At 69.6% G+C, this 21207-nt stretch carries 20 protein-coding genes and 1 pseudogene; 12 read left to right on the plus strand and 9 right to left on the minus strand.

The window, feature by feature from the left end; all coding sequences use genetic code 11:
- Nucleotides 1-10: 10 nt before the first annotated feature.
- From selD to EZJ19_RS12190, 4 genes are all read right to left on the minus strand, one after another.
- On the minus strand, nucleotides 11-1084 hold the full coding sequence (selD, locus tag EZJ19_RS12175; RefSeq protein WP_131447950.1) for a selenide, water dikinase SelD: 1074 nt from the start codon (nucleotides 1082-1084) through the stop codon (nucleotides 11-13).
- Nucleotides 1085-1117: 33 nt separating this feature from the next.
- Nucleotides 1118-2566, minus strand: coding sequence for an apolipoprotein N-acyltransferase (gene lnt / locus EZJ19_RS12180; RefSeq protein WP_131447952.1), 1449 nt, complete (start codon nucleotides 2564-2566; stop codon nucleotides 1118-1120).
- Nucleotides 2567-2644: 78 nt separating this feature from the next.
- Nucleotides 2645-2905, minus strand: coding sequence for a translation initiation factor IF-1 (infA, locus tag EZJ19_RS12185; RefSeq protein WP_131447954.1), 261 nt, complete (start codon nucleotides 2903-2905; stop codon nucleotides 2645-2647).
- Nucleotides 2906-2977: 72 nt separating this feature from the next.
- Complete coding sequence (locus EZJ19_RS12190; RefSeq protein WP_131447956.1) at nucleotides 2978-3184, minus strand: cold-shock protein; 207 nt, start codon at nucleotides 3182-3184, stop codon at nucleotides 2978-2980.
- Nucleotides 3185-3432: 248 nt separating this feature from the next.
- On the opposite strand from EZJ19_RS12190, the gene EZJ19_RS12195 reads away from it, so the two are divergent.
- The 12 genes and pseudogenes from EZJ19_RS12195 to EZJ19_RS12245 all read left to right on the plus strand — a co-directional run bounded on the left by EZJ19_RS12195 (nucleotide 3433) and on the right by EZJ19_RS12245 (nucleotide 15460).
- Complete coding sequence (locus tag EZJ19_RS12195; RefSeq protein WP_131447958.1) at nucleotides 3433-5220, plus strand: cation:proton antiporter; 1788 nt, start codon at nucleotides 3433-3435, stop codon at nucleotides 5218-5220.
- A 118-nt stretch (nucleotides 5221-5338) separates the two neighbouring features.
- Complete coding sequence (gene dusB, locus EZJ19_RS12200) at nucleotides 5339-6364, plus strand: tRNA dihydrouridine synthase DusB (RefSeq protein ID WP_131447960.1); 1026 nt, start codon at nucleotides 5339-5341, stop codon at nucleotides 6362-6364.
- A gap of 35 nt (nucleotides 6365-6399) precedes the next feature.
- Nucleotides 6400-6642 carry a helix-turn-helix domain-containing protein gene (locus tag EZJ19_RS12205; protein WP_131447962.1) on the plus strand — a complete coding sequence of 81 codons (243 nt, stop codon included), beginning with the start codon at nucleotides 6400-6402 and terminating at the stop codon, nucleotides 6640-6642.
- A gap of 75 nt (nucleotides 6643-6717) precedes the next feature.
- Entirely contained in the window at nucleotides 6718-8271 is a 1554-nt protein-coding gene (gene purH / locus EZJ19_RS12210) for a bifunctional phosphoribosylaminoimidazolecarboxamide formyltransferase/IMP cyclohydrolase (protein WP_131447964.1), read from the plus strand.
- Nucleotide 8272: 1 nt separating this feature from the next.
- A complete protein-coding gene (locus EZJ19_RS12215) occupies nucleotides 8273-8512 on the plus strand; it encodes a DUF4160 domain-containing protein (RefSeq protein WP_131447966.1) in 240 nt (79 codons plus the stop codon).
- The gene (locus EZJ19_RS12220; RefSeq protein ID WP_131447968.1) at nucleotides 8493-8771 is read left to right on the plus strand and encodes a DUF2442 domain-containing protein; all 279 of its coding nucleotides are present in this window, start codon (nucleotides 8493-8495) and stop codon (nucleotides 8769-8771) included. Before EZJ19_RS12215 ends, EZJ19_RS12220 begins: the two co-directional genes overlap by 20 nt.
- Before the next feature lie 48 nt (nucleotides 8772-8819).
- Entirely contained in the window at nucleotides 8820-9377 is a 558-nt protein-coding gene (locus tag EZJ19_RS12225; RefSeq protein WP_131447970.1) for a PDDEXK family nuclease, read from the plus strand.
- Entirely contained in the window at nucleotides 9374-10648 is a 1275-nt protein-coding gene (gene purD, locus EZJ19_RS12230) for a phosphoribosylamine--glycine ligase (protein ID WP_131447972.1), read from the plus strand. Before EZJ19_RS12225 ends, purD begins: the two co-directional genes overlap by 4 nt.
- Nucleotides 10645-10782 (plus strand): annotated as a pseudogene (locus EZJ19_RS16645) (Sua5/YciO/YrdC/YwlC family protein); the annotation flags it as partial. The gene purD and the pseudogene EZJ19_RS16645, both read left to right, overlap by 4 nt.
- A gap of 122 nt (nucleotides 10783-10904) precedes the next feature.
- On the plus strand, nucleotides 10905-11186 hold the full coding sequence (locus EZJ19_RS16650; RefSeq protein WP_276320113.1) for an L-threonylcarbamoyladenylate synthase: 282 nt from the start codon (nucleotides 10905-10907) through the stop codon (nucleotides 11184-11186).
- 177 nt (nucleotides 11187-11363) lie between these two features.
- Nucleotides 11364-12446 carry a M20 family metallopeptidase gene (locus EZJ19_RS12240; protein ID WP_206199415.1) on the plus strand — a complete coding sequence of 361 codons (1083 nt, stop codon included), beginning with the start codon at nucleotides 11364-11366 and terminating at the stop codon, nucleotides 12444-12446.
- 35 nt (nucleotides 12447-12481) lie between these two features.
- The gene (locus tag EZJ19_RS12245) at nucleotides 12482-15460 is read left to right on the plus strand and encodes a patatin-like protein (protein ID WP_131447976.1); all 2979 of its coding nucleotides are present in this window, start codon (nucleotides 12482-12484) and stop codon (nucleotides 15458-15460) included.
- Here the strand turns inward: EZJ19_RS12245 and EZJ19_RS12250 are convergent.
- From EZJ19_RS12250 to EZJ19_RS16465, 5 genes are all read right to left on the minus strand, one after another.
- Nucleotides 15457-16671 (minus strand): MFS transporter, encoded by a 1215-nt coding sequence (locus tag EZJ19_RS12250; RefSeq protein ID WP_131447978.1) that lies wholly within the window; start codon nucleotides 16669-16671, stop codon nucleotides 15457-15459. The two genes, EZJ19_RS12245 and EZJ19_RS12250, sit on opposite strands and share 4 nt — an antisense overlap.
- Before the next feature lie 76 nt (nucleotides 16672-16747).
- The gene (locus EZJ19_RS15910) at nucleotides 16748-16897 is read right to left on the minus strand and encodes a hypothetical protein (protein WP_165873566.1); all 150 of its coding nucleotides are present in this window, start codon (nucleotides 16895-16897) and stop codon (nucleotides 16748-16750) included.
- 152 nt (nucleotides 16898-17049) lie between these two features.
- Nucleotides 17050-19269 carry a TonB-dependent receptor gene (locus tag EZJ19_RS12255; protein WP_206199416.1) on the minus strand — a complete coding sequence of 740 codons (2220 nt, stop codon included), beginning with the start codon at nucleotides 19267-19269 and terminating at the stop codon, nucleotides 17050-17052.
- Nucleotides 19270-19304: 35 nt separating this feature from the next.
- Complete coding sequence (locus EZJ19_RS12260; protein ID WP_165873567.1) at nucleotides 19305-20021, minus strand: PEP-CTERM sorting domain-containing protein; 717 nt, start codon at nucleotides 20019-20021, stop codon at nucleotides 19305-19307.
- A gap of 43 nt (nucleotides 20022-20064) precedes the next feature.
- Nucleotides 20065-20919, minus strand: a complete 855-nt coding sequence (locus tag EZJ19_RS16465) for a PEPxxWA-CTERM sorting domain-containing protein (RefSeq protein WP_240754754.1) — start codon at nucleotides 20917-20919, stop codon at nucleotides 20065-20067.
- Nucleotides 20920-21207: the final 288 nt, after the last annotated feature.

Below are 21207 nucleotides of genomic sequence, written 5' to 3' on the forward strand. Positions count from 1 at the left end.
CGGGCGTCGCTCAGCCCGTGACGACGACGCCGGCCGGGCCGGTCTCCAGGCGGCCGATCACGGCGGCCTGGCCGAATCCGTGCCGGGCGAACAGCGCCATGACCTCGGCCTCGGCTTCCGGGGCGCAGGCGACCAGCAGGCCGCCGCTGGTCTGCGGGTCGGTCAGGATGGCGCGCTGCCAGTCGCTGCAGCCGTCGAACAACTCGACCGAGCCGCCGTAGCTGGCCCAGTTGCGGCCGCTGGCGCCGGTGACGAAGCCGGCCTGGGCCAGTTCGGCGACGAAGGGCAGGACCGGCAGGCGGGCGAACTCGACCCGGGCGCGCAAGCCCGAGCCGCGCGCCAGTTCCAGGGCGTGGCCGAGCAGGGCGAAGCCGGTCACGTCGGTCAGACCGTGCACGGCGTCCATGCCGCCCAGTTCGGTGCCCGGCGTGTTGAGCTGGGTGGTCGAGGCGATCATGGCCCGGTAGCCGTCCTCCGGCAGCTTGTCCTTCTTGAGCGCGGCCGAGTAAATCCCGACCCCCAGCCCCTTGCCCAGGATCAGCACGTCGCCGGGGCGCGCGGCGTTGTTCTTCTTGACCTGCTTGGGGTTCACCACGCCGATCGCCACGAGGCCGTAGATCGGCTCCTGGGAATCGATGGAATGGCCGCCGGCGATCGGGATGCCGGCCGCCCGGGCGGCGGCGTCGCCGCCCGACAGGATCTGCCGGATGGTGTCGTGGGAAAGCTTGTCGATGGGCATGCCGACCAGGGCCAGGGCGAACAGCGGCTTGCCGCCCATGGCGTAGACGTCCGAGATGGCGTTGGTCGCGGCGATGCGGCCGAACTCGTAGGGGTCGTCGACGATGGGCATGAAGAAGTCCGTGGTCGCGACGATGGCCTGCTCGTCGTTGAGCTGCCAGACCGCGGCGTCGTCGGACGACTCGATGCCGACCAAGAGGTCGGGGAACTGGCTCAGGATGCCTTTCGAGAACGGCGTGTCGGCGAGGATCTTTTCCAGCACCGCGGGGGCGATCTTGCAGCCGCAGCCACCGCCGTGGGAAAGGTGGGTGAGTCGGACGGGGGGATTGAGTGCGGGTTCGGACATGATGGAAACGATGGTTGCGAGGGTGGCCCGATTCTAGCGCGCCCGGCGCCCGCACAGGGCCAGGGCGACGGACACCAGGGCCAGGAAGGCCCCGTTGCCCCAGCGTGCGTAGGGCGTCGAGCCGGTCATGCCCTGGACGGCGCCATCGAGTATGCCGGTGCTGAACGGCTTCAGGCTGGCCACCGTGCGGCCCTTCGCGTCGAGTATCGCCGTCACTCCGGTGTTGTTGACCTTGAGCCACCAGCGCCCGGTTTCCAGGGCGCGCATCTGGGCGATCTGGTGGTGCTGCCAGGGCGCGTAGGAGTCGCCGAACCAGGCGTCGTTGCTGACGTTCACCATCAGCGTCGCCTCGGGCAGGGCGTGGCGGAGTTCCTCGCCGAACACGTCCTCGTAGCAGACATTGGCGGCGATGCGCTGGTCGTCCGCCCGCAGCGGCGCCTGGCGGCGGCCGCCGCGGCTGAAGTCGGAGAGCGGGATGGCCATGGCATCGACGAACCAGTGCGTACCCCAGGGCACGAACTCGCCGAACGGCACCAGGTGCGACTTGCGGTAGACCTGCGGCGCGCCGCCGTCGAACAGGGCGACGCTGTTGTAGTAATGGCCCCGGCCGTCGCGTTCCGGCACGCCGACCAGGAGGTGGCCGCCCAGGCCGCGCACGTGCGCGCGCAGCGGCGCCAGATAATCGTCCGGGACGACGTCGAGGAAAAGCGGCCAGGCGGTTTCCGGCAGGACGATCAGGCGCGAGTCGCTGGCCAGGATCATGTCGCGATACAGGATCAGGGTGTCGGCCAGCTTTTCCGGCCGGAACTTCATGTCCTGGGCGATGTTGCCTTGGAGCAGGCTGACGGTGATCGGCGCGCCGACCGGCCGGGTCCAGTCGACCCGGGCGAGACCGAGCCCGGCCAGCCAGACCAGGGCGACGAGGGCGAGCGGGCGGACCCGCCAGCCGGCCAGGGCGCCGGCGCTCAGGGCGGCCAGCCAGGATACGCCGTACACCCCGAGCAGCGGCGCATAGGCGGCGAGCGGGCCGTAGGGGGCCTGGGAATAGCCCAGCGCCTGCCAGGGGAAGCCGGTCAGCAGCCAGCCGCGCAGCCACTCGGCCAGGGCCCAGCAGGCGGGCAGCAGCCAGGTCAGGCGGGCCGCCCCCGGGCGCGCCCAACGCGCCGGCAGCCAGGTCGCCAGGGCCGGGAAGAGGGCCAGGAAGGCGGCGAACAGCAGGGTGAGACCCCCGGCCAGCGGCACCGGCAGGCCGCCGACGTCGTGCATGCTGACGTAGACCCAGGACACTCCGGCGCCGAACCAGCCGAGGCCGAACAGCCAGCCGCGCAGGGCGGCCTCGCGCTGGCCGGCGTCGCGCAGCAGGCGGAACAGCCCGGCCAGGGCCAGGACGGGCAGCGGGAACAGGTAGTGGGGCGCGAAGCCGAGTACGCTGATGCCGCCGAGCAGCAGGGGCAGCAGACGCGTCGCGAGGATCAGGCGCATGGCGGGGGATGGCGGTCCGGAAACAGCGGCATCATGCCCGATGCAGGTTACGGCTCCAATGCGCGAGCCGCGGGAGGGTCAGCGGCGGCGTTGCGGCGCGGCGGGGGCGGGCCCGCGCGTTTCCAGGTGGCGGAAGTTGATGCGGCCCTTGCTCAGGTCGTAGGGCGAGACCTCCAACGACACCTTGTCGCCGGCCAGGATGCGGATGTGGTGCTTGCGCATCTTGCCCGAACTGTAGGCGACCAGCTGGTGGCCGTTCTCGAGGGTGACCAGATAACGCGAATCGGGCAGGACCTCGGTTACCGTCCCGCTGAATTCCAATAGTTCTTCCTTGGCCATGTGTGTGCTCCGGAAAAGGTGAAAAGAAAAAGCCCGGCCTGGTGGGCCGGGCTCATTCCGTCGGGCAGGCGCTCAGGCGCTGGCGACGATGTTGGAAGCCTGTTGGCCCTTGGGACCGCTAACCACATCGAACGTCACGCGCTGGCCTTCCTTCAGGGTCTTGAAACCCTTGCCCTGGATGGCGGAGAAATGGGCGAACAGGTCTTCACCGCCGCCATCCGGGGAGATGAAGCCGAAGCCCTTGGAGTCGTTGAACCACTTAACGGTACCGGTAGCCATTCTTGAAAATCCTTAAAAAAACTATGTTGACGAGGGGACTATCCCCGGAAGGCGCGGAAGATCAAGGCTGCGGGATGATGAAGGCAGGAATACCGCATACGGGCAAACACGAAACCATACAACAACAGCATGCTTGAATTACGCACGGGCTGGACTGTGAACGCTATTGGCCTGAATGGCAAACGTTTTTTTTGGGTCGGGCGACTGCCCCGCCGGGGCGTGGCGCGACCGTGTCAGAATTATCCGCCATGCAACAGACCCTGTTGACCCTCTCGCTCATCCTCATCCTGGGCATTTCCGCCCAGTGGCTGGGCTGGCGCCTGCGTCTTCCGGCCATCCTGCTCCTGCTCCTGTTCGGGCTCGCGGCCGGGCCGGTGACCGGCTTCATCGACCCGCAGGCGTTGCTGGGGCCCCTGCTCTACCCGACCGTGTCCCTGGGCGTGGCGGTGATCCTGTTCGAGGGGGGGCTCAGCCTGACCGTGAAGGAGCTGCGCGCCGTCGGCGGCGTCGCCCTGCGCCTGGTCAGCATCGGGGCGGCGGTGAGTTGGCTGCTGGCGGCCCTGGGCGGCCGCTTCATCCTCGGCCTGGACTGGGGCCTGGCGATACTCCTGGGTGCCATTCTGGTGGTCACCGGCCCGACCGTGATCGGGCCCCTGTTGCAGCAGATCCGCCCGGCCGGCGCGGTGGGGCCGATCCTGAAATGGGAGGGCATCGTCATCGACCCGATCGGGGCCTTGCTCGCCATCCTGGTGTTCCAGGTTGTCACCACCCCCGACACCTCGCCGGCCGCCCTGGCCGCCATGCTCTCCAAGACCTTCCTGTTCGGCGGCCTGCTCGGCGCCGCCGGGGCCGGCGGCCTGGTCTGGCTGCTCCGCCACGACCTCGTGCCGGACCACCTGCAGAGCCCGGTCACCCTGATGCTGGTGGTCTCGGTGTTCACCCTGGCCAACCTGCTGCAGCACGAGTCGGGCCTGCTGGCGGTCACCGTCATGGGTTTCACGCTGGCCAACCAGCGGGCGGTGGCGGTCCATCACATCGTCGAGTTCAAGGAAAACCTGCGCGTCATGCTGATCGCGGTGATCTTCATCCTGCTCGCCGCCAGCCTGCGCCCGGCCGACCTCGGCGCCCTCGGTCTGGCGAGCATCGAGTTCCTCGTCTTCCTGATCGTCGTCGTGCGCCCGGTGGCGGTCTTCCTGGCCACCCTCGGCGCCCGCCTGGCGCCGCGCGAACGCCTGTTCCTCGCCGCCCTGGCGCCGCGCGGCATCATCGCCGCCGCGGTGGCGTCGATCTTCGCCCTGCGCCTGGCCGGCACCGGCTACCCGAACTCGGAGAGCCTGGTCGCCATCACCTTCTTCGTCATCATCGGCACGGTCACCGTGTACGGCTTCGCGGCCCTACCCCTGGCGCGCCACCTCGGCCTCGCCAAGGCGCACCCGGACGGCATCCTGTTCCTGGGCGGCGAACCCTGGGTGCGCCGGATCGCCAAGTTCCTGCACGACGAGGGCTTCCCGGTCATGATCGTCGACGACAATCGGCGTCACATCCTGGCCGCGCGCATGGAGGGCATCCCGGCCACCTATACCGGGGTGTTCTCGCAACCGGTGCTGGAGCAGGTCGAACTGGGCGGCATCGGCAAGTTCTTCGGCGTCAGCGCCAACGAGGACGCCAACACCCTGGCCGGCCTGCATTTCGCCCGTCTGTTCGGCAGCGAGCAGATCTACCGGGTCCTGCAGGACGACGCCCGGCCGGGCGAGGCGGGCCACGGTCCCCGGCGCGGCAAGGCGCTGTTCGGCGAGCAGGCCAGCCTGGCCAACCTGCGCAAGCGCGCCAATCCGCCCTGGCACCTGAAGAAGACGCCGCTCAGCAAGGAGTTCGACTTCGACGCCTTCATGGCCCGCTACCTGGGCGAGGCGATGCCGTTGTTCGCGATCACCGAGGAGGGCCACCTGAAGGTGTTCACGGCCGACCAGAAGGCGACCGCGAAGCCCGGCCAGACCCTGATCAGCCTGGTCCGCAACGACGCCCGGCCGGCCTGAGCGGGGGTTGCGCGCACCGCCGTGGTGCACAATTTTTCAGCATGTCAAGCTTTTGCCGGTCCGGCCTTGGGAGTAGAATCCACTCCCCTCATGCCCAACCCCTCGACCCCATAGGCGCATGCGCATCGGTCCCCACGAACTCCGCAACAACCTGATCGTCGCCCCCATGGCGGGTGTCACCGATCGGCCCTTCCGCGTCCTCTGCAAACGCCTGGGCGCGGGTATGGCGGTGTCCGAGATGGTGACCTCCAATTCCCTCCTGTACGGCTCCGCCAAGACCAAGCGGCGTGCCAACCACGAGGGCGAGCCGGCGCCGATCTCGGTCCAGATCGCCGGCGCCGATCCCGCCATGCTGGCCCAGGCGGCCCGCTACAACGTCGACAACGGCGCCCAGATCATCGACATCAACATGGGCTGCCCGGCCAAGAAGGTGTGCAACGTCATGGCCGGCTCTGCCCTGCTCAAGGACGAGCCCCTGGTCGGCCGCATCCTGGCCGCGGTGGTCGAGGCGGTGCCCGGCGTGCCGGTGACCCTGAAGACCCGTACCGGCTGGGACAAGTCCATGCGCAACGCCCTCGCCGTGCTCAGGATCGCCCAGGAGTCCGGCATCCAGGCCCTGGCCCTGCACGGCCGCACGCGCGCCTGCGGCTATAGCGGCGATGCCGAGTACGACACCATCAAGGCGGTCAAGGCCGAGGCGAGGATCCCGGTCATCGCCAACGGCGACATCACCACGCCCGAGAAGGCCAGGCACGTGCTGGAGTACACCGGCGCCGACGCGGTCATGATCGGCCGCGCCGCCATGGGGCGGCCCTGGCTGTTCCGCGAAATCGGCCATTTCCTGGCCACCGGCGGGCATCTGCCGGCGCCCGAGGTGAGCGAGATCCATCGCATCATGCTCGAACACCTGGACGACCTGTACAGTTTCTACGGCGAGATCACCGGCGTGCGCATGGCGCGCAAGCATATCGCCTGGTATACCAAGGGTCTGGCCGACTCGGCCAGTTTCCGCCATGCCATGAACCAGCTCGAGAGCAGCCGGGAGCAGCTGGCGGCAGCCAACGATTTCTTCGCGCGAGCGGCCGAGAAGAGCCGCCGCCTGGTTTATCTGAACGACGAAGCATTGAACCGGCAGGCAGCCTGAGCCAGGCCGGCATCGACAACTAAGGGGAAGCGCATATGTCGGCGGTGGATGACAATGAACTCAGCCTCTGCGTCAGGAAGGTCCTGACGCAGTATTTCAAGGACCTGGACGGCGAGACCGCCGCCAACGTCTACGAGATGGTGATCAACTGCGTCGAGAAGCCGGTCATCGAGATCGTCATGGGCCGCGCCGGCAACAACCAGAGCCGCGCCGCCGACATGCTGGGCATCAACCGCAACACCCTGCGCAAGAAGATGCTCCAGCACGGTATCAAATAACGTCGCGAGACGTCCGCAGCCGACCCGCCGCCACGCCGTTTCGCCCATCACTTTCCATCCTCAGCGACTGCAATCATGATCAAACGCGCCCTGCTTTCCGTCTCCGACAAGACCGGCCTCATCGACTTCGCCTGCTCCCTCGCCGGCCAGGGGGTCGAACTGCTCTCCACCGGCGGCACCGCCAAGGCCATCCGCGAGGCCGGCATCCCGGTCATCGATGTGTCGGATTACACCGGCTTCCCGGAAATGCTGGACGGCCGGGTCAAGACCCTGCACCCGAAGGTGCACGGCGGCATCCTCGGCCGGCGCGACCTGCCCGAACATGTGGCCACCATGGAACAGCACGGCATCGGCAACATCGACCTGGTCTGCGTCAACCTCTACCCGTTCGTGCAGACCGTCTCCAAGCCCGGCTGCACCCTGGAGGACGCCATCGAGAACATCGACATCGGCGGCCCGGCCATGGTCCGCTCCTCGGCCAAGAACCACGCCTTCGTCACCATCGTCACCGACCCGGCCGACTACGCCAAGGTGGTCGAGGAGATGCAGGCCAACGGCGGCGCGGTCACCGGCAAGACCCGCTTCTCGCTGGCCATCAAGGCCTTCGAGCATACCGCCGCCTACGACGGCGCCATCGCCAACCACTTCGGCAAGCTGGTCGAGGAATCCGAGTTCCCGCGCACCATCAACCTGCAGTTCCAGAAGGCCCAGGGCATGCGCTACGGCGAGAACCCGCACCAGAACGCCGCCTTCTACGTCGAGGCCGGCGCCAAGGAAGCCAGCATCGCCACCGCGAAGCAGCTGCAGGGCAAGGAACTCAGCTACAACAACATCGGCGACGCCGACGCCGCGCTCGAATGCATCAAGCAGTTCGACAGTGCCCCGGCCTGCGTCATCGTCAAGCACGCCAACCCCTGCGGCGTCGCCTACGGCAAGGACCTGCTCGAGGCCTATGACCGTGCCTACCAGACCGACCCCGAGTCCGCCTTCGGCGGCATCATCGCCTTCAACGGCGAGCTGGACGGCGCCACCGCCAAGGCCATCGTCGAGCGCCAGTTCGTCGAGGTGATCATCGCCCCGAAGGTGTCGCAGGCCGCCATCGAGATCTGCGCCGCCAAGAAGAACGTCCGCCTGCTCGAATGCGGCCAGTGGCCGGCCGAGCCGGGCAAGCGCCTGGACTTCAAACGGGTCAACGGCGGCCTCCTGGTCCAGGACGCCGACCTGGCCCTGTCCGGCGAGATCAAGGTGGTGAGCAAGCGGGTGCCGAGCGAGACCGAGATGCGCGACCTGCTGTTCGCCTGGAGGGTCGCCAAGTTCGTCAAGTCGAACGCCATCGTCTACGCCAAGGACAACATGACCATCGGCGTCGGCGCCGGCCAGATGAGCCGGGTCAACTCGGCCCGCATCGCCGCCATCAAGGCGGAACACGCCGGCCTGGCCGTGCCCGGCTCGGTGATGGCCTCGGACGCCTTCTTCCCGTTCCGCGACGGCATCGACAACGCCGCCCAGGCGGGCATCAAGGCGGTGATCCAGCCCGGCGGCTCGATGCGCGACGAGGAGGTGATCGCCGCCGCCGACGAGCATGGCATGGCCATGGTGTTCACCGGCATGCGCCATTTCCGGCATTAAAATGCCAACGGTTCGCGGCATAGCCGGGGCGTACCGGTTCTTTTTCTACAGCTTCGACTGCAACGAACCGGCGCACGTGCATGTGAAACGCGAGGGCATGACCTGCAAGTTCTGGCTCGATCCGGTTAGCCTGGCCGGCAACGATGGCTTTCCCGCCCACGAATTGACCCAGATACGACGCCTGGTGGCGTCGCACCACCAACGATTATTGGAGTCCTGGCATGAGCACTGTGGCGATTGAGTACAACACCCCGCGCATGCTTTCCCTGCGCGTGACCGACGACGCCATCGTCGCCGACCTGTCCGACGGCCGCACCGTCAGCGTTCCCCTGGCCTGGTCCTGGAGGCTCTCCGAGGCCACCCGGCAGCAGCGCGAACATTTCGAGCTGATCGGTTCAGGCCTTGGCGCCCACTGGCCTGAGGTCGACGAGGACATCAGCGTCGCCGGGATGCTGCATGGCGGCCCGGCCCATCATCCGAAGATGGCGGAGGCCGCCTGATTTGAAGTCACGGGTTGTGACCTCAAGGAGATGGATGGGGGCTAAGACGTGAATATCGGCGAAGAACTGGTCGCGGCCTATCTCCAGCACATCAAGGGCTGTGAGTTCATCCAGCAGAACCTTCATACGCCGGATACCCAGGGCGAGGTGGATGTGGTCGGCATCAACCTGACCGAACAGGCGGTTTATGTCTGCGAGGTAGCCGTTCATCTCGCCACGGGGCTGCTCTATACCAAGGGCAGCCAACCGAACAACGTCGGTAAACTTACGGAAAAGTTTTCCCGCGATATCGAATATGCGCAGAAGTATTTCCACGACTACCGCCAGCATTTCATGCTCTGGAGCCCGATTGTCAGAACGTCGAAAGCCGGGGCGGTGTTGAATCAGGAACGCGACCTGGAAGACATCAAGGCCAACATCCTGGCCAACTACGGGGTGACCATCGAGTTCGTCGTGAATGAAGACTTCCGTGGCCGCCTGGATGAACTGCGACACTACGCCGGCGGCAAGACCGAGGAATTGAAAAACCCGGTACTCCGGCTGTTTCAAATTGAAGAAATGCTGAACAAACACCTGAAGCGCAGATTGAAGAAAGCCACCCAATGAAACTACTCGTCATCGGTTCCGGCGGCCGCGAGCACGCCCTGGCCTGGAAGCTGGCCCAGGGCCCGCGCGTCCAGATGGTCTTCGTCGCCCCCGGCAATGGCGGCACCGCGCGCGAGGAAGGCCTGGTCAACGTCGACATCACGGCGATCCCCGACCTGGTCCAGTTCGCCAAGGACAATGACGTCGCCTTCACCGTGGTCGGGCCGGAAGCGCCCCTGGCGGCCGGCGTGGTGGACGCCTTCCGGGCCGCCCACCTGAAGATATTCGGCCCCGTCCAGGCGGCCGCGCAACTGGAATCGTCGAAGGACTTCGCCAAGCAGTTCATGGTCCGGCACCACATCCCGACCGCCAAGTACCAGACCTTCACCGACGCCGCCCAGGCCCATGCCTACATCGAGCAGGAAGGCGCCCCCATCGTCATCAAGGCCGACGGCCTGGCCGCCGGCAAGGGCGTCGTGGTCGCCCAGAGCAAGGACGAGGCGCATGCCGCCATCGACATGATGCTGGAAGGCAACGCCTTCGGCGCCGCCGGCGCCCGGGTGGTGATCGAGGAATGCCTGCAGGGCGAGGAGGCCAGCTTCATCGTCATGGTGGACGGCGAGCACGTCCTGCCCATGGCCACCAGCCAGGACCACAAGCGCCTGCTGGACGGCGACCTGGGCCCCAACACCGGCGGCATGGGCGCCTACTCGCCGGCCCCGGTGGTGACCCCGGAGATGCACGCCCGCATCCTGCGCGAGGTGATTCGCCCGGTGGTCAACGGCATGAAGGCCGAGGACACCCCCTACACCGGCTTCCTGTATGCCGGCGTGATGATCGCCCCGGACGGCCGCATCGGCGTCCTGGAGTTCAACTGCCGCTTCGGCGACCCCGAGACGCAGCCGATCATGATGCGCCTGAAGAGCGACTTCTCGGTCCTGGTGGAGGCCGCCATCAACGGCAAGCTCGACCAGGTCGAGGCCGACTGGGACCGCCGCGTCGCCCTCGGCGTGGTGCTCGCCGCGGCCGGCTACCCGGACGCCCCGCGCAAGGGCGACGCCATCATCGGCCTGGACCACAAGGTGGAGGACGATGCCCACGTCTTCCACGCCGGTACCGCCATCAAGGACGACCAGGTCGTGGTCACCGGCGGCCGCGTGCTGTGCGTGACCGCCCTGGGCGACACCGTCAAGCTGGCCCAGGCGCGCGCCTACGAGGTGGCCGACCGGATCGAATTCGCCGGCCGCCAGATGCGCCGGGACATCGGCTGGCGCGCCATCAAGCGGCGTTGACGCCCCGGCCCGACTTCGCCGCGCTCCGCCGCTTCCTGGCCCGCGGCGGGGTCATCGCCTACGCCACCGAGTCCTGCTACGGACTCGGCTGCGACCCCGGGAACGCCGCCGCCGTGGCCGCGATCCTGCGCCTGAAGGGCCGCCCCAAGGCCAAGGGCCTGATCCTGATCGGCAGCGCCCCGGAGCAGTTCGCCCCTACCTGGCCGAGCCGCCGGCCGCCTGGCCGGAGTACTGGCCGGGGCCCACCACGCTGCTGTTGCCGGCCGGCCGGCGCTGCCCGCGCTGGCTCACCGGCCGCCACGCCAAGCTGGCCGTGCGCGTCACCGCCCACGCCGAGGCGGCGCGCCTGTGCCGCGGCCTCGGCATGGCGCTGGTGTCGACCAGCGCCAACCGGGCCGGCCACGTCATGCTGCGCAGCGCGGCCGCCTGCCGGCGCGCCTTCGGCGCCGCGGTCCGGGTGCTGGACGGCCGCATCGGCAGGCGCCGCCGCCCCTCGACCATCCTCGATCCCGCCGTCCGCCGAACCCTGCGCGCCTGAGCCCGCCGGCGTGCATAATCGACCATAATGGAGCATGCCGCCGGTAGCCCCGGCGGCGCATCTGAGCGGGCTTTGGGGGGCTATGCCGGTGACCGCGGACCACCTGGATTCCATGACCGACCTGCTGGGGATCTGGTATCCCGACCCAGCCGGGCGGGCATCGACGCGCCCGGGCCGGTGTTCGACGTCATCGACGCCTGGCTGCACCGGCACGGTATCGCCGCCACCCGGCTGACCGACCCGGCCGGCCGGCCGGTCGGCCTATGCGGCGAGATCGTCGGCGACCGTCCCGGACCGCGTTATCTGCTCGATGCCACCGCCGACACCGCACCCTATGGCGATCCGGCCGCCTGGCATTACCCGCCCGACCGCGCCAGCATCGCGGACGGCTGGCTGTATGGGCGCGGCAGCGCCGACAGCAAGGCCGGCATCGCGGTGTTCTGCCATGTCCTGGCCGACCTGAACGCCGGCCGCGACCGTCTTGCCGGCCGCGTCGCCTTCCTGTTCGACGCCGACGAGCACACCGGCGGGTTCGCCGGCCTGTACGCCTACCTGGAACGATTCGGCGCTCCGGCGCCGGCCGGCGTGATGATCGGCTACCCGGGCCACGATCGCCTGGTCACCGGGGCGCGCGGCTTCCTGCGCGCCGGCATCGTGGTGCACGGCGTGGCCGCCCATTCCGGGGCCTCGAGCCGGACCGGCGTCAATGCCATCGCGCGCGCCGCCGCCCTGCTCGAGCGACTGGCCGGCGTCGCCCTGCCCGGCGCCGAGGCCGGTTTCCCGCTGCCCGCCAAGCTGACCCCGACCGCCATCCACGGCGGTGTCGGCTGGGCCATGGTGCCGGACCGCTGTGCCTTGCACCTGGACCTGCGCCTGACCCCGACTTTCGACGCGGCCGCCGCCCGCCGCCTGGTGGCGGACGTCGTCGCGCAACTGGACGGCGACGGCGCCGCCCCGGCCACGGAGATCGCCTGGCAGCCCGGCTGGCCGGCCTATCGGCTCGCCCCGGACCAGGTCATGGCCGCGACCCTGGCGGCGACCGCCGCCGAGGCATTCGGCCAGCCCGTGCCGATGGGCCTGGCGGGGCCGTCCAGCATCGCCAACTACCTGGCCACCCTGGACATCCCGGCCACGGCCGGCCTCGGGGTCGGCTACCGGGCCATCCACGCCCCCGACGAGGGCGTCGAGCTGGCCACCCTGGTGCCCACCTTCCTGGCCTATCGCAATGCCCTGGTCCGCCTGCTGGCACCGCCCGTCTGACCCGAACGACTGATCCGAACGACAGGAGGTAACGAATGGACAGCACCCCGGCGTCCGCGCACGACGCCTTCCACGAACAGGAACTGCGCATCGCCCTGGTGATGAACGGCGGCGTCAGCCTGGCGGTCTGGATCGGCGGCGTCGCCCAGGAGATCAACCGCCTGGTGCGGCGCGAGTCCGTATACGGGCGCCTGTGCCAGGCGCTCTGGCTGCGCCCCCGGGTGGACATCGTCAGCGGCACCAGCGCGGGCGGCATCAACGGCGCCCTGCTGGCGCTGGCCATGAGCCAGGGCAAGCCGCTCGACCCCCTGCGCGGCATCTGGCTGGCCAAGGGCGACATCGTCCGGCTGCTGCGCGACGCCAGCCAGGACGATCCGCCCTCGCTGCTCGACGGCGGCTACTTCTACGCCGCCATGGCCGACGGTTTCCGGCAGGTCCAGCGCCAGGCCGGCAAAGGCCTGCAGCCGCCGGCCGAGGTGCCCATCGAACTGACCCTGACCACCACGGTCCTGGCCGGCGAGGTGCGCGACTTCCCGGACGACCTCGGCACCGTGATCCGGGACGTCAGCCACCGCGGCCTGATCAAGTTCCGGCGCGGCCCGGACACGCCGGAGGACCACTTCGCCGAGGCCGACATCGTAGCCAAGCTGGCCGCCGCGGCGCGTGCCACCGCCTCCTTCCCGGGCGCCTTCGAGCCCTTCTACCTGCCCGGCCGCGACGAGCGCCGCAAGGCCGGCGGCGTGCCGGTGCCGTGCCTGGCCGGGCACACCGATTTCAACAAGGACTGGCCGGCGGGCCGCTACGTGGTGGACGGCGGCGTACTCGACAACAACCCGCTCGAATCGGCCATCGACGCCATCTTCCGGCAGCGCGCCGAAGGCGAGGTGCGGCGGGTGCTGGCCTACGTGGTGCCGGACCCCGGCTACATTCCCGATCCGCCGCCCCAGGACCCGGAACAGGTGCCCTCCCTGCTCGGCACCAGTCTGGCCGCCCTGGTCAACATCCCGCGCGTGGAGTCGGTGTCGGAACAGCTGCGCGCCATCGCCGAACACAACCGGCGCGTCGCCAGCCAGCGCGACACCCGCCTGCTGGTCGCCCGCTCGCTCGACTGGGAGGGGGCCGACCGGATCGCCGAGTCGGTGTTCCCGGGCTATCGCCTGCGCCGCGCCCAGAGTGCGGCCGACTACATCGCCCTCGCCCTGGTCGAGGGCGCCGCCGGCCAGGGCCAGGCCCTCGGCCGGCGGGCGCGCCAGCGCATCGTCGACGCCTTGCTGGAATTCCCCCGGCTGCCCTGGCTGCCGGACGATTTCGCCTACGCCGAGGCGGCCGGCGAATGGCGCTGGGGCCTGTATACGCTGAAGAACGTCATGACCATGGTGCTCGACCTCCTGCGCCGCGGCGTCGGCCTGGTGCCGGCGCGCCGCAGCGAGTTCGCCGAGCCGGCCTGGCAGGGCCTCGTACAGGCGCGCCGCAAGGCCTACGACCTGGTCGCCGAACTGGACCGCCTGCGCCAGCTCGACGGCGGCCACTGGGTCGGCCGCGGCCGCGCCCTGGCCGCCCGCCTGCGTGCGCTGGAGTCGGGCGCCGGCGATAACGGCCTGCAGGATCTGCTCTCCGCCGAGGTCACCACCTGGGTACGCCGGTTCGATGCCGACGCCGAGGACGGCGGTTCGGCGCCGCGGCCGTTCGCGGCCCTGGCGGGCGAGATCGGCACCCTGTTCGGTGCCGTCCTGCCGCTGCTGCGCCAGGTCCTCGCCCTGGGCGCGCCCAGGCGCGCCAGCGACGAGTACGCGGAGCTGAGCACCCTGCTGGACTTCCTCGACCGCCCGGATGCCGAGGGCCGGGCGCCGGCGCCCTGGCGCCGGCCGCTCACCCTGGAGGTGGTGCATTACGCCTTCGGCGCCGAGACCACCCAGGACCAATACCTGGAGCTGGTCCAGTTCAGCGCCAATGCGGCCAGCCCGCTGGGCGGGCCGGAGGGCCTGGAACAGAAACTGGCCGGGGTCCAGGTCGCCCACTTCGGCGCCTTCTACAAGGCGTCCTGGCGGGTCAACGACTGGATGTTCGGCCGCCTGGACGGGGCCGAGCGCCTGGTCCGCATCCTGCTCGACCCGGGCCGCCTGGCACGCCTGTTCGGGTACGCTGGCGAGCCTGTCCCGACCGGCGCGGCCACCGCCCTGGCGCACCTGCGCGAGGCCGCCCTGGGCGGGCTGCCCGAGGCGGCCGGCGACGCCGCCTTCCTGCAAGGGCGCTGGGCCGCGCGGGAATCCGCGCTGCGTGCCGAGCTGGCCTTCCTGGACCGCGACGACGGCCTGCCCGGGCAGTTGCCGGAATGCGTGGCCATGCTCCTGGAACGCCTGCACCTGGAGATCCTGCGCCAGGAACTGCCGGCCCTGGCCGACGCGGTCGGCGACGACGAACTGGACGGCGCCGACCCCAGCGGCAACGGCCCCAAGTTCCTCAAGCGCTTCCGCGCCGCCCTGTTCCCGCCCGGGGCGCCCCCGGCCCCGCTGGCGGGGGCCCCCGCGCTGTCCGCGGAACAACTGCTCGAGCTGTTCCGCGGCGCCCGGGTCGGCGAGGAGAAGATCATGCAGGAGGCGGGCAGCGACCGCTTCACCGCCCTGGCCACGCGTGCCGCCGCCGTGGCCGTGTCCGCCTTGTCCGGCAAGGGGTCCGGGCTGAAATGGCTGCGCGGTGTCTTCGCCGCCGTGCGCACGCCCCTGGTGGTGCTCGACATCCTGGTGCGCGCCCTGCTCAAGCGCGGCCGCTCGCGCGTCTTCCTGAGCCTGTACGCCATGGCCATGGCGGCCAGTGCCGCCCTGCTCCTGGCGGTGCCCTTCGCGGACGCCAGGCTGCATGCCGTGGTGGCCTGGGCGGCGGGCGGCATCCTGGTGCTCGGCCTCGCCCTGCCGGTGCGCCGGCATCCGAGGCTGCTGCTCGGTCTGGCGCTCCTGGTCGGCCTGGCCGTGCTGGTCTGGAAAGGCGTGCCGCTGGTGCGCGCCTGGCTCGGCTAGGGGCGCGCCGACCCTTCGGGTTGCGGCGCTCCCGCGCCGGGGCGCAGGTTGAGCGCGACCAGGGCGAGGCTGGCGCAGGCGAAGCCCGCCGCGAACGTGTAGCCGGGGCCGAAACGGTCCCAGAGCAGGCCGGCCAGGGCGCTGGCCAGGAGCATCGCCAGGCCGGCCATCAGGTTGAAGACGCCGTAGGCGGTACCGCGCAGGTCGGCCGGCGCGTTGTCCGCGACCATGCGCGCCAGCAGGCCCTGGGTCAGGCCCAGGTGCAGGCCCCAGAGGACGATGCCGGCCCAGATCGCCGACCAGTGCCGGCCCCAGGCCAGGCAGGCGTCGGCCGCCATGAGGACGGCCAGGCCCCAGGCCAGCAGGCGGCGATGGCTGACCGTGTCGGACAACTTGCCGAACGGGTAGGCGGTCAGGGCGTAGACCACGTTCATGGCGATCAGGACCAGGGGCACGAAGGCGAGCGGCAGGCCGCCCTGCTGGGCGCGCAGGACCAGGAAGGCCTCGGAGAATCGGGCCAGGGTGAACACCGCGCCGACCGCCACCACCCACCAGTAGGCGGCCGGCAGGCGGCGCAGGTTGGCACGCCGGATCGGGTTGCCGCGCCGGCCGTCGGCCGGCCGCCCGGATTCGCGCACGCCGAACAGCAGGAGGGCGACGGCCAGGCCGCCCGGCACCACGGCGACCCAGAACACGGCCCGGAAGTCGTCCGCCCAGAGCAGCATGAACAGCATCGCCAGGAGGGGGCCGAGGAAGGCGCCGACGGTATCCAGGGCCTGGCGCAGGCCGAACGCCGCGCCGCGCACCTCGGCGGGCGCCAGGTCGGCCACCAGGGCGTCGCGCGGGGCACCCCGGATGCCCTTGCCGACCCGGTCGATCAGGCGCGCCGCGACGACCAGGCCGGCGCCGGTGGCAAGGGCGAACAGGGGTTTCGAGGCGGCGCCCAGGCCATAGCCGAGCAGGGCGAGCGGCTTGCGCCGGCCCCACCAGTCGGACAGGGCGCCGGAGAACACCTTGACGATCAGCGCCGTGGCCTCGGCGGCCCCTTCGATCAGGCCGATGGCCAATGCCGATACGCCCAGGCTGGTGTACAGGAAGACCGGCAGCAGGCTGTGGATCAACTCGGACGAGACGTCCATGAGCAGGCTGACGAAACCGAGCACCCAGATGCCGGCGGGAATCCGGCCGCCGGGCCGGGAGGAATCGGACATGCCTGGAACGCGTTGTGGCAGACCGCCGAAGCATAGCCTGCCGGGCGGCCGCCGTCGCGGCCGGCGGGCAAGGCGCTCAGTCGGAGCGGGTGTAGCTCTGGCAGGCGTGGCAGGTACGGTAGTCGCGCCGCATGACCAGGATCATGACCGCCGCCATGATGAGCAGCAGGCCGCTGAAACGGCCGACCAGGGGATCGAAGCCGACTGCGGCGCCGGCTCCAACCAATAGATATAGATATGGCAAAGGCTCATAGAGCCAGCTTGGCCATCGGTACATGGCAACCTCCCGTTTATTTTGTATCAGCTACCGCGGGCAAGGATAAGGCCCGGTTGACGCCCTTTCAATTGGCAAAAATACCTAGGCGGACCCATGGCAGCCTAGAAATGCAGGTTGAGCGCCAAGTAAAGAGATCGTCCCATGCCCGGGACGGTGACCCCCCAGGGCAGGGTCGCGGTCGACATCGACATGCCCTGGCCGACGTAGGCGCCGCCGAGCGGCAGTTCGTAATAGCGGTCGAACAGGTTGTCCACCCCGAGGTCGACGCTGGTGTGCTTCCACTCGCAGCGGCTGCGCAGGTTGACCAGGGTGTAGCCGCCGGTCGGCACTTCGTTGCGTACCGTGGACACCTTGGTCTTGGTCGCGACCGACTGTAGCTCAACGGCATTGGTCCATGCCCCCAGGCGCTGCTCGAGGGTGAGCTTCGCGTTCAGTGGCATGATGTGGTACAGGTCGTTGCCGGTGCGCCGGTTCTCGCCCCGGACGTAGCTCAGGGCACCCTTCAGGGTGAACTCGCCATAGCCACCCAGGCGGCCGAGGGCCCGATGGCCGGCCACGTCAATGCCATACAGGCGGGCGTCCTGGTTGGCGTATTGCAGGATCACGAAGCCCTCGGTCTTGGTGGCGTTGGCGGCGCTGCACTGGCCGGAGTCGCAACGGCGGGCGTCGATGAAATCGTCGACGTAGGTCAGGTAGGCGGTCGCCTTCAGTTGCCAGCCGTCGCCGGCCGGGGCGTGCCAGTCGGCGCTCGCGCTCAGGGTGTGGGCGACCTCGGGCTTCAGGTCCGGGTTGCCGACGTAGCCGTTGCCGTCGCCGACGAAGTTGTTCATCAAGGCCGCCATGGCGTTGGTCGACCAGGGGTAGCGCTCGTACAGGTTGGGCGACCGGCTCTTGCGCGCATAGCCGGCCTCGTAGCTGTGCGCGGGGTCGGGCACGTAGCGGGCCAGGGCGGTCAGGTCCCAGTTGTGGTTGGTGCGTTTGCGGGCGAGGGCGTTGAACGCGGCGGCGTCGGTCGTCCAGATGCCCATGCTGGTGTTGTAGCCCTGTACCGTGCCGGCGTCGGCACGCACGCGGTCGCCGCGCAGGCCGAGCAGGCTGACCCAGGTCGGCGACCAGCGCGCCTCCCACTCGGCGTACAGACCGGCGCGGTCGCGACGGCCGTCGCGGACGTTCCAGAACGCCTCGCAGCACATCGAGCCGGCACTGCCGACCGGCGGCCACCAGTCGTCGAGGTCGTAGTTCTGGAGTTCGGCGCCGACGCGCAGCAGGTCGTCGCCGGTGAGCGCCACGCTGCCCTTGATCTGGGCGCCCCGGGTCGCCGCCTCGGTCTTCATCGGCATGCCGAAGCCGTACGAGAAGCGGTCCGGGCCCATGTCCATCGCGTGGCGTACGTCCTGCCGGTAGACGCGCGCTTCCAGTTCGCCCCAGCCATAGCGCCCCGTGTAGTGCAGGTTGGCCAGCCGGCTGCGGTTGTCGGTCATGTCCATGCGCTGGTTCGGGAAGCCCTCGAAGCCGACCTGTTGCTCGCCCAGGTCCAACTCGAACAGGTGCCCGGCCCGGCGCACGGCCAGGCCGAAGTCGCGGTTGCGGGCGCCCCGGTAGGCGCTCGAACCGACCTCGTCGCCGGCCAGCCAGCCGCGTCCGGGCGCGGCTGCGCCCGCCGCCTTGAACGCCTTGCCGGCCGTGTAGTTGTCGGCACGGGCGTCCGATTCGCCGTAGGACAGGCTGACCGTGTCGGTGGCCAGCGTCGCGCCCAGGTTGTAGCCCTGGGCGTGGCCGTTGCTGCGGTAATAGGCGCCGGCCCGGGCGTGACTGACCGTCGCGCCCTCGGTGGTGGCGAACTCGGGCGCCGGCGAGCGTACCTGGATGGTGCCGGCCAGGCTGTCGCCGCCCGCGCTGACCGGTGTGATGCCGGCGAACACGGTGGCCGCCTCGATCCGCTCGGGAGCGATGTAGGAGAGCGCCGAGTTCATGTGGTTGGGGCAGGCGGGCATCAGGTCCATGCCGTCGACCTGAATGCGCACGCGGTCGTCGGCCAGGCCGTGCAGGACCGGCAGGCTGGATATCCCGCCGGCGCCGTACAGGCTGACTCCGGGGAGGTCGCCCAGCAGGGCCGCGGCGTCGCTGGTGGCGGCGCGCGCCGGGGCCAGGTCCGCGGCCTGCGCCGCGACGCCGGCGCCGATCGGCGTTTCCTCGGCGTCGGCGCTGACCAGGACGGTGTCGAGAGTCACCGCGGCCGGCTCCTCGGCCGGCGGCGCGGCCAGGCCCCGGCACGGGGCCATGGCCAGCAGGAGCAGGGGCGCCAGTCGGCGATACGTCACGAGTCGTCGGTAGCCGGCCGCGCCGGGGCGCCCGATCAGGCCACCCGGCGACGCCGGGCCACGTAGCCCATGACGCCGAAGCCGGCCAGGAGCATGGCGTACGTTTCCGGTTCCGGGACGGCCGCCGTGATCACCTGCGACACCGGATAGCCGCTCATGGTGCCGATGCTGCCGTAGCCGGCTTCCGTGGTGCCGGTCATGCAGGTCGCCCCCATCATGCCGCCCGGCGCGCAGTCGGCGTACGCCAGCTTGTCGATCTGGGCCTGGGTCAGGGCGGCCGTGGGGTCGCTGGTGTTGACGAAGATCATGGCGTAGGCGTTGCCCGGGTTGCTGCCCGGGAAACCGTAGTAGAGCCCCGAGCCGCCGTGCGAATCCGGCGACCAGCCGTCGCCGCCCAACATGGTGGTGAAGGTGTTGGTGTTGTCGTTCAGGAAGGTGGTGACCAGCAGGCCGCCCAGCTCGGCGTCGTATACGGCCGACAGCTGGTAGCTCAGGTACAGCTGGGTCATGTCGTAGTACGGCGCGTCGCCGGTCGCCGTGCCGGTCATCGATTCGGTCAGCCAGCCGGTCAGGTCGGACACCGTCTGGCCGACGTCGTCGTAGGTGAACGAGCCGGTGAACAGCGTGTTGCGGGGCTGGGTGTCGGGCTCGTAGAAGGTCTCGACGACGTTGTAGGTGGTGACCGCGGCTTGCGCCGCGGGCAGGCCCGCGATCATCGCCGCTACCCCGCTGACCAATAGCAGTTTTTTCATTTGGTATCCTTTTTCGAACATGGCAAATGGCACATCCGGCCGCTTATCGGGCCGCCTTGCGCCGGCGCACCGCGCCGCCGACCAGGCCGAGGCCTGCCAGCATCAGGGCGTAGGTTTCCGGTTCCGGCACCGGTAGCGTGGCCGGCGCCTGCCAGGTCCAGGTCTCCAGGGTGCTGGCGCCGGTCGCGCTGGCCAACTCGTTGCCCGCGCTGTCGCCGATGTAGACCTTGTAGGTGGCGCTGAAGACCTCGCTGGCGCTCAGGTAGGCCGAGGACACGGCGTAGGTGTTGTGGTCCATCTGGTAATCCCACTGCCACTTCGTGGAACTGGCGTCGGTGCCGAAGATGCCAGTGTAGCCGCCGGCGTCCGGGTCCACCGTCGTGGTGTTGTCGGCGTTCACGCCGAACTTGCCGACCGCCAGGTAGGTTTCCAGTCCTTCCGACTGGCTGACGAGTTCGATCCAGATGCTGGCATCGGCGCCGTAGGTGGCCTCGATGGCGCTCTGCAGGTTGACGGCGGCGTCGCCGGTGCCGGCCCACCAGCCGAGCTGGCGGCTGAACGCGTGGTCCTGCAGCACCGACCAGGGCTGGCTCGGGTCGTACTCGGCGTAGGCCGTCGCGGTCAGGTCCGGCTTGCCCATGGCATCCGTGTTGATGCCCATGAGCACGGGATAGGACGGATAAAGGCCGCCGCCCTTGGCGGGCATGGTGTCCTGGTCGACGACGGACAGGGTCTGGGTACCGGTGTCGAAGCTGACGGTGAGCATGGTCATCGGCATCCAGGACGGGGGTACGGCGTAGTCGGCTTGAGCCTGGCCAGAGGTCAGTAGGGTCAGCGCCGCGAGTGCCGCGCCTGCAAAGGTGCCGTGGAATTGAATAGGATTGGTGTCGCCGCGCATCTGTCTTCCCTTTATTTGTTCGAGGATGGGATTGTTCCGAAAGGCTGCCGTGCCGGACGGTCCCTGTCCCTGCGCGCCTTCGGAAACGAGCGCCAAATCTAATGAATGGATTGTGTCGGCGGCAATGCGGCAAATCGTCGCGGTACCTCTGGCCCGGTTCAGCCTTCCAGGCGGTAGGCGATGGGAATCTCCAACTGGGTCGGCCGTTCCGGGCGCAGTTCGCCGCGCGCGGCTTCGGCGGCGGCGTCGAGCAGGCGCAGGGCGTCCTTGTCGAGCAGTGGTAGCCGG

This window comes from Parasulfuritortus cantonensis (assembly GCF_004337445.1).
GTDB classification, from domain to species: domain Bacteria; phylum Pseudomonadota; class Gammaproteobacteria; order Burkholderiales; family Thiobacillaceae; genus Parasulfuritortus; species Parasulfuritortus cantonensis.